At 67.0% G+C, this 8,312-nt stretch carries 8 protein-coding genes; 6 read left to right on the forward strand and 2 right to left on the reverse strand.

The features are described from left to right. The coding region (locus tag VFA16_RS20055; protein ID WP_414687776.1) for a molybdopterin-dependent oxidoreductase at positions 1–1,144 on the reverse strand (1,144 nt) is incomplete at its 3' end. 122 nt (positions 1,145–1,266) lie between these two features. On the opposite strand from VFA16_RS20055, the gene lon reads away from it, so the two are divergent. The 6 genes from lon to VFA16_RS20085 are packed head-to-tail and all read left to right on the forward strand — an operon-like array spanning position 1,267 to position 7,013. After that, positions 1,267–3,597, forward strand: coding sequence for an endopeptidase La (lon, locus tag VFA16_RS20060; protein WP_324969506.1), 2,331 nt, complete (start codon positions 1,267–1,269; stop codon positions 3,595–3,597). Positions 3,598–3,615: 18 nt separating this feature from the next. Further along, a complete protein-coding gene (locus VFA16_RS20065; protein ID WP_324969507.1) occupies positions 3,616–4,005 on the forward strand; it encodes a nitroreductase family deazaflavin-dependent oxidoreductase in 390 nt (129 codons plus the stop codon). A 6-nt stretch (positions 4,006–4,011) separates the two neighbouring features. After that, positions 4,012–4,344, forward strand: coding sequence for a TfoX/Sxy family protein (locus VFA16_RS20070; protein WP_324969508.1), 333 nt, complete (start codon positions 4,012–4,014; stop codon positions 4,342–4,344). Between the two features lie 43 nt (positions 4,345–4,387). Then, positions 4,388–5,023 carry an endonuclease gene (locus tag VFA16_RS20075; protein WP_324969509.1) on the forward strand — a complete coding sequence of 212 codons (636 nt, stop codon included), beginning with the start codon at positions 4,388–4,390 and terminating at the stop codon, positions 5,021–5,023. A gap of 7 nt (positions 5,024–5,030) precedes the next feature. Beyond that, complete coding sequence (locus tag VFA16_RS20080) at positions 5,031–5,756, forward strand: DUF72 domain-containing protein (RefSeq protein ID WP_324969510.1); 726 nt, start codon at positions 5,031–5,033, stop codon at positions 5,754–5,756. Between the two features lie 24 nt (positions 5,757–5,780). Continuing rightward, positions 5,781–7,013 carry an NAD(P)/FAD-dependent oxidoreductase gene (locus VFA16_RS20085; RefSeq protein ID WP_324969511.1) on the forward strand — a complete coding sequence of 411 codons (1,233 nt, stop codon included), beginning with the start codon at positions 5,781–5,783 and terminating at the stop codon, positions 7,011–7,013. A 16-nt stretch (positions 7,014–7,029) separates the two neighbouring features. On the opposite strand, the gene VFA16_RS20090 is transcribed toward VFA16_RS20085, so the two are convergent. Continuing rightward, positions 7,030–8,312, reverse strand: a 1,283-nt coding sequence (locus tag VFA16_RS20090; protein ID WP_324969512.1) for an acetyl-CoA acetyltransferase, incomplete at its 5' end; no start/stop codon positions are given.

Below are 8,312 nucleotides of genomic sequence, written 5' to 3' on the forward strand. Positions count from 1 at the left end.
GGCCCATCGCCCAGCACACCACCGTGCGTTGCGATGCGGCCATCATGGCGGCGACCCGCTCCAGCTGCTGGCGGTCGACGCCCGTCGCCTCCACCACGGTGTCGAGATCCACTGCGCGGGTATTCGTCTCGTACGCTTCGAAATTCGCGCAGTGCGCGGCGATGAAGTCCCGGTCGACCACGCTGCCCGGCGCCCGGTCGTCGGCCTCCAGCAGCAGCCGGCCCAGCCCGGCGAACAGCGCCATGTCGCCGCCCAGGCGGATCTGCACGAATTCGTCGGCGATCGGGACGCCATGCCCGAGCAGCCCGTGCACCTTCTGCGGATCTTTGAACCGGATCAGCCCGGCCTCCGGCAGCGGGTTGACCGCGACGATGCGGGCGCCGTTGGCCTTGGCCTTCTCCAGCACCGACAGCATCCGTGGATGGTTGGTGCCCGGATTCTGCCCGGCGATGATGATCAGGTCGGCGTTGACAACGTCTTCGACGGTGACTGAGCCTTTGCCGATGCCGATCGATTCGCTCAGAGCCGCGCCGGAGGACTCATGGCACATGTTCGAGCAGTCCGGCAGGTTGTTGGTGCCGAAGCTGCGCACCATCAGCTGATAGAGAAATGCGGCCTCGTTGCTGGTGCGCCCTGAGGTATAGAAGACCGCCTGGTTCGGGTCATCGAGCGCCCGCAGCTCGTCGGCGACCAACTGGTAGGCCTCGGACCAGCCGATCGGGCGGTAGTGATCGTCGTCTGGGCGCAGCACCATCGGATGCGTCAGCCGCCCTTGCTGCGACAGCCAATACTCCGGCCTGGCCTCGAGGTCGGTGATCGAATGCCGCGCGAAGAACTCCGGGGTGACGACGCGCTTCGTGGCTTCCTCGGCGACGGCCTTGGCGCCGTTTTCGCAGAACTCCGCGATTTTGCGTCCACCGGGTTCTTCGGGCCAGGCGCAGCCCGGGCAGTCGAACCCGTTGCGCTGGTTCAGCCGCAGCAGTGAGGCCGCCGTGCGCAGCGGGCCCATCGAGGCCAGTCCGCGCTGCATGGACACCAGCACCGCTTTGAGGCCGGCGGCCTCGTGTTCGGGGTCCGTCGTGGCCACCGCGTGCTCGTCGTACGCGACGTTGATGTCCTGTTGCCGACGCGTTCGACCCGCCACCTACGCCTCCCTTGCTTGCCCCGCTCTTCCAGTATGCGGGTCTGGTTGACCGGCGAGCCCGGCCCGGGAACAAACCAGCACCGATCAGGGTTGAGCGCATCAGGCTTAACTTTGGAGGTTTGATGGCTGAAGCCAAATCGGTGCCGGTTTTGTTCGTCAGCGATCCGGTCGTGTTGCCGGGAATGGTCGTGCCGATCGCACTTGACGACGCCGCGCGGGCGGCGGTCGACGCGGCCCGCGCCACCGAGTCGGGCACGCTGCTGATCGCGCCCCGGCTGGACGACCGCTACCCGTCCTACGGGGTGTTGGCGTCGGTTCTGCAGGTGGGCCGTATCGCCGGCGGCGGTGCTGCGGCGATCGTGCGCGGTGAGCGCCGCGCACACATCGGCACAGGGACCACGGGTCCGGGTTCGGCGCTGTGGGTCGAGGTGCGCGACGTCGTGGAGCCTGAGCCCACCGAGGAGACCCGCAAGCTTGCCGGCGAATACAAGAAGCTGCTGCTGGCCATGCTGCAGCGCCGCGAGGCCTGGGAGCTTGTCGACATGGTGAACCGGCTGACCGACCCGTCGGCGCTGGCGGACATGGCCGGCTACGCGTCGTATCTGAGCGATGTGCAGAAACGGCAGCTGCTGGAGACCGAAGACGTCGCTGAACGGCTGCGGGTGCTGATCGACTGGACCGGCGACCACCTGGCCGAGGTCGAGGTCAACGACAAGATCGCCGAAGAGGTGCGCGCCGGGATGGAAAAGCAGCAGAAGGAGTTTCTGCTGCGCCAGCAGCTGGCCGCTATCCGCAAGGAGCTCGGCGAAGAAGGCACCGACGGTGCTGGAAGCACAGCCGACTACCGGGCCCGCATCGAGGCCGCCGACCTGCCGGAGAAGGTGCGCGAGGCCGCGCTGCGGGAGGTCGGCAAGCTGGAACGCGCCAGTGAGCAAAGCCCGGAAAGCGGCTGGATCCGGACCTGGCTGGACACCGTCTTGGATTTGCCGTGGAACGTGCGCACCGAGGACTCCACCGACCTGAGGGCCGCGCGGGAGGTTCTGGACAACGACCACCACGGCCTGGAGGACGTCAAAGATCGCATCGTGGAATATCTGGCGGTGCGGGCGCGGCGTGCCCAGCGCGGGCTGCAGGTCGTCGGCGGCCGCGGGTCAGGTGCCGTGATGGTGCTAGCCGGGCCGCCCGGCGTCGGCAAGACGTCGCTGGGCGAGAGCGTCGCCCGGGCGCTTGGCCGCAAGTTTGTGCGCGTCGCGCTGGGCGGTGTACGGGACGAAGCAGAGATCCGCGGGCACCGGCGTACTTACGTCGGCGCGCTGCCGGGCCGCATCGTGCGGGCCATCGGCGAAGCCGGGTCGATGAATCCCGTTGTGCTGCTGGACGAAATCGACAAGGTCGGCTCCGACTTCCGCGGGGATCCCGCGGCGGCACTGCTGGAGGTGCTCGACCCGGCGCAAAACCACACGTTCCGCGATCACTACCTGGACCTGGATCTTGACCTGTCCGATGTGGTGTTCCTGGCGACCGCCAACGTCGTCGAGAACATCCCGTCCGCGCTGCTCGACCGCATGGAACTGGTGCAGATCGACGGCTACACCGAGGACGACAAGCTCGCCATCGCCCGCGACTTTCTGTTGCCGCGGCAACGCGAGCGGACAGGGCTGACCGTCGACGAAGTCACGGTGACCGAGGCCGCGCTGCGCAAGATCGCCGCCGACTACACGCGCGAACCCGGTGTGCGGCAGTTCGAGCGGCTGCTGGCCAAGGCACTGCGCAAGGTCGCGACCAAGCTGGCCGACGGCGCCGACGCCCCGGTCGTCATCGACGAGCCCGACCTGGTCGGCTATCTGGGCCGGCCCCGGTTCACCCCGGAGTCAGCCGAGCGCACCGCGGTGCCCGGCGTGGCGACCGGCCTGGCCGTGACCGGGTTGGGCGGCGATGTGCTCTACATCGAGGCCAGCGCCAACGACGGCGAACCCGGACTGCAGCTGACCGGTCAGCTCGGTGACGTGATGAAGGAGTCGGCGCAGATCGCGTTGTCGTATGTGCGTTCGCACGCCGCCGAATTGGGCGTCGACCCGAAGGCGCTGGACCGGCGCATCCACGTGCACGTGCCTGCGGGCGCGGTGCCGAAGGATGGGCCGTCGGCGGGCGTGACCATGGTGACCGCGCTGGTGTCGATGGCCACCGGACGTCAGGTCCGCGCCGATGTCGGGATGACCGGAGAGGTGACGCTGAACGGCCGGGTGCTGCCGATCGGCGGCGTCAAGCAGAAGCTGCTGGCCGCCCAGCGGGCTGGGCTATCAACGGTGTTCATCCCGGCGCGCAATGAGCCGGACTTGGATGACGTTCCGGCCGAGGTGCTCGAGGCGCTGGATGTCAAGCCGATGACCGACGTCGCTGAGATCGTTGCGCAGGCCCTGGAACCGGCGAAGGTAGCTGCCGCGGCCGCCTGACGACGCTAGTGTCACGGCATGGCTGACGTCAACACCCTGAAACGACAAGTGGTGAGCGGCGTGCAACGCCTGGTGGTCAATCCGGCGGCCCGGCGGCTGCCGCTGACCATGATCGAAACCATCGGCCGCAAGACGGGGCAGCCGAGGCGCACCCCGGTCGGCGGCCGGCTGGTCGACAACCAGTTCTGGATAGTGTCGGAGCACGGCGAGCACTCCCAGTACGTCCGCAACATCAAGGCCAACCCCGCGGTGCGGGTACGGATCAAAGGCCACTGGCACACCGGTATCGCCCACTTGCTGCCCGACGACGACCCGGTCCAGCGGTTGCGCAGCCTGCCGCGGCTCAACAGCGCCGCGGTGCGCGCCATGGGCACCGACCTGCTGACGATTCGGGTGGATTTGGACTGAAGCTCCATGGCCTACGACACCGAACTTGCCGAGCGGATCCGTGAGCTGGTAGCGCCGCTGCGGGGCGTGGAAGAGAAGCCGATGTTCGGCGGGCTGGCTTTCTTGATCAACGGCAACATGTCCATCGCCGCCAGCGGTCAGGGCGGCCTGCTGGTGCGAGTGCCGGCAGAAGACGCCGACAAACTGCTGGCCCGCGAGCATGTGAGCCCGATGGTCATGCGGGGCCGGGAAGTCCGCGGCTGGCTGCGCGTGGACGCCGAAGCAGTGAAGACAAAACGTCAGCTGCAGAGCTGGGTAACCCGCAGTACTGACTACGCCCGCGGCCTGCCGCCGAAGTGAGCTGCACGGTTTGCGACCCGGGACGACGGGTACGCCGTGCGTTATGGACGAGCGCAAACAGCTGGTTCGACGGCTGCTGAAGGTCGCCGGCACCACGTATGCCGCAGAGGCGGGAGTCCGGCTGAGCGACAAGCCAATGCCGCTGTTTCAGTTGCTGGTGCTGTGCATGCTGGCCAGCAAGCCGATCGACGCGGCGATCGCGATGCACGCCGGGCGGGAATTGTTCAAGAAGGGCCTACGTACACCGAAAGCCGTTCTGGCGGCGGACCGACAGACGATGATCCGCGCATTCGGTCGCGCTCACTACGTGCGCTACGACGAAAGCTCGGCCACCCGGCTCACCGACATGGCCGAACGAGTCCGCGACGAGTACTCCGGGGATCTGCGGGAACTGGCCCGCGCCAGCGAGCACGATGTGCGGGCGGCCGCCCGGTTGCTGAAGAAGTTCAAGGGCATCGGCGACACCGGTGCCGACATCTTCCTGCGTGAAATTCAGGATGTATGGACTTGGGCGCGACCGTATTTCGACAAGCGTGCCACAGGCGCCGCCAAGAAGCTGGGTTTGCCCAGCGACCCAAAGGAATTGGGGTCGCTGGCACCACGCGACAACGCGCGACTGGCCGCCGCGTTGGTAAGGGTGTCGCTGGACAACGACCTGCGCCGGCAGGTGACCGGTTGACCCGCCGGTGACCGTGCGGATCGGCACGTCCGGATGGTCGTATGACCACTGGGTCGACGTGCTCTACCCGCCGGGCATGCCACCGGCGCGCCGGCTTGGCCGCTACATCGAAGTGTTCGACACCGTCGAGCTCAACGCCAGTTTCTATCGGTGGCCCAAGGATTCGACCTTCGCCGGCTGGCGTGAGCAGTTGCCGAACGGATTCACGATGTCGGTCAAGGCGCATCGCGGGCTGACCCACTACCGTCGGTTGGGCACTCCCGAGCCGTGGATCGAGCGATTTGACCGCTGCTGGAAGGCGCTCGGTGACCGGGCCGGTGTACTGCTGGTGCAACTGCATCCCGGGCAGCAGCGAGATGACGAGCGCCTCGATTCCTTCCTGGCCGCCGTGCCGACTTCGATACGGGTTGCTGTCGAGCTACGGCACCCGTCGTGGAACGATCCCGCGGTCTACGCGCTACTGGAAAAGCGGCGCGCCGCTTACGTGGTGATGAGCGGCGCCGGGCTAGTCTGCATCCCAAGGGCCACAACAGATTTCGTCTACGTCCGCATGCACGGCCCCGACCCCGACTCGATGTACTCCGGCTCCTATCCCGACAAAGAGCTGCGGCGGTGGGCGAAGCGGATCACTGAGTGGGACAGTGAGGGCCGTGACGTGTGGATGTACTTCAACAACGACCCGCACGGCCATGCCGTGCGCAACGCGCTCTTCTTGCGGGGGCTGTTGCGTTGAGCTGCTCCGAGTAAGCTGAACGCCATGGCCGCATCGCGCACTTTTGCCATTGTCGGAGGCGGACTTGCCGGGGCTAAGGCAGCAGAAGCATTGCGGAACAAGGCCTTTGACGGTCACATTGTTTTGTTCTGCGAAGAGCAGTATCTGCCCTATGAGCGCCCGCCGCTGTCCAAGGAGTTTCTGGCCGGCAAGAAGTCGCTGAGCGACTTCACCGTGCACGACGACTCCTGGTACCGCGACCACGACGTCGACCTGCGGCTCGGTACCCGGGTGTCGTCGCTGGATCCGGCCGCCCACTCCATTGGGCTGTCCGACGGCACCACGGTCGGGTACGACAAGCTGCTGCTGGCCACCGGATCGCGCTCGCGGGGTCTGCCGATACCGGGATCCGATGCTGGCCGTGTCTACTATCTGCGGACGTTCGACGACGCCTCAGCGCTGAACTCCGTTCTGGCTGACAGGTCTTCGCTGGCCGTTGTGGGCGCCGGCTGGATCGGTCTGGAGGTGGCCGCCAGCGCGCGACAGCGCGGCGTGAACGTCACCGTGGTCGAAACGGCCAAACAGCCACTGATGGGCGCGCTCGGTGCGGAAGCGGGCGAAGTCTTCGCCACCTTGCACCGCGACCACGGTGTCGACCTTCGGTTGCAGGCTCAGGTTGAAGAGATCTCTACTGCCGACGGCGCGGCTACCGGGCTGCGGCTGCGCGACGGGTCGACGGTTAGCGCCGACGCGGTGTTGGTCGCTGTCGGTGCGCAGCCCAACATCGAACTGGCGGAGCAGGCCGGACTGTCGATGGGTGGCGGCGGGGTGCTGGTCGACGCGTCGTTGCGGACCAGCGATCCCGACATTTACGCAGTCGGCGACATCGCCGCCGCCGAACACCCGTTGTTCAACACCCGGATCCGCACCGAGCACTGGGCCAACGCGCTCAAACAGCCGGCGGTGGCGGTGGCCGGCATGCTGGGTGAGCCGACCGAATACACCGAATTGCCGTACTTCTTCACCGATCAGTACGACTTGGGCATGGAGTATGTGGGCCACGCGCCTGACTATCAACGGGTGGTGTTCCGCGGCGACGTCAAGGGCCGCGAGTTCGTCACCTTCTGGCTTGACGGCAGGGGCCGGGTGCTGGCCGGGATGAACGTGAACGTCTGGGATGTGCTCGACGACATCAAGGCCCTGGTCCGGTCGAGGACGGCTGTGGACGCCGCGAAACTGGCCGATCCACAGGCCGCATTGGCTGACTTGGTGAGCTGACCCGAGTCGCGGGCCGCTACCGCAGTGTCGCTGTGCCGTCGGCCTGCACAGTCACCTTGGCCCCGGCGATGTCCTCGTGCACTGTGGCTGCTGCGGTGGCCGGGTCGGTGATCAGGGCCAAGGTGCGCGATTCCTCGGGTGTGCGCACAGCCAAAAAGACCTTCTCCGGCTGCCCGTCGCGGTTGAACGGTGTGGTCCAAGATTCGACGGTGCCCACGCCTTCCCACTCGACCGCCGCCTGCCGGGTGGGTTCCTGGCCGATCAGGGGTTGCACGTCTTCCCAACGGAATTCGGCGTTCGGCGGCTCGGTGCCGTACACACCGAAACTGTGCTTGGTGAGGTAGCCGCCGTTGGCGGTGACGAGGCCGCGGCGTCCGGGGTTGGCCACCAGCAGTTCGGCCATGGTGGCGATGGAGTGGGTGACGTAGTTGCTCCACGGGCCGCCGGCGAACGTCAGCCCGCCGGTCACGGTCAGTAGCCGTGCCGGGTCATCGGCCGGCAGCCCCAGTTCGGCCGCCGCGATCTGGACCGCGGAGGGGAAGCAGGAGTACAGGTCGACATAGTCGACGTCGTCGATCCCCACCCCGGTCAGTTCGAGCGCCCGCGCTCCGGCGATTCGGATCGCCGGGGACCTGTACAGTTCGGCGCGTTCGGATATCGCGTAGGTGTCGTGTGCGTCGGTGCCCGCATATGGGTAAACCCAGCGCTCGGACGGTACTTTCAGCCGTGTCGCCGCCTCGGCCGAAGTGAAGACCAGCGCGGCGCCCTGGTCGACCATGTTGTTGGAGTTCATCAGCTTCGTGTAGGGCCAGCTGATCATCCGGTTGTCCGGGCTGGGCTGCCAGATGTCTTCGGCGGCAATGGGTTTGCGAATCCAAGCGTGCGGATTGTTGACCGCGACGGCGTTGAACCGCGCCCACAGCTCGCCGATGCGCCTGCGGTGCTTGGCTAGCGGTTCGCCGTTGCTGATTCGCAGTGCCTGCTCGAACAGCGGGTACACATAGGCCGGCCGGTCCAGCCGGATCCGCTCCTCGGCCCGCCCGGCCATCGGCACGTGATCGTCGGCGCCCTCCGGAATCGGAACCGACTCGTCCTGCTGGGTCCAGACAAGTCTGCGGCCCGCGGCCTTCAGTTGGTTTCTGGTGCGCCAGGTTTCGGCGCCGGCGACCAACACGACGTCGGCATGGCCCTGTTGGATGTCCAGGCATGCCTGATTGACCAGCGACTGCGGCACGTTCCCGCCCACACCGCTGTAGCGGGTGGCGGGATTGTCGGCACCGATGTGTTGGGCGAGCAGCA

Origin of the sequence: Mycobacterium sp. (genome assembly GCF_035653355.1) — a bacterium.
Classification (GTDB): domain Bacteria; phylum Actinomycetota; class Actinomycetes; order Mycobacteriales; family Mycobacteriaceae; genus Mycobacterium.

Coding starts and splice junctions, on each gene's coding strand:
- VFA16_RS20065 (WP_324969507.1), top strand. CDS start 3,616: ATGGCTGACGTCAACACCCTGAAACGACAAGTGGTGAGCGGCGTGCAA.
- lon (WP_324969506.1), top strand. CDS start 1,267: ATGGCTGAAGCCAAATCGGTGCCGGTTTTGTTCGTCAGCGATCCGGTC.
- VFA16_RS20085 (WP_324969511.1), top strand. CDS start 5,781: ATGGCCGCATCGCGCACTTTTGCCATTGTCGGAGGCGGACTTGCCGGG.
- VFA16_RS20070 (WP_324969508.1), top strand. CDS start 4,012: ATGGCCTACGACACCGAACTTGCCGAGCGGATCCGTGAGCTGGTAGCG.
- VFA16_RS20075 (WP_324969509.1), top strand. CDS start 4,388: ATGGACGAGCGCAAACAGCTGGTTCGACGGCTGCTGAAGGTCGCCGGC.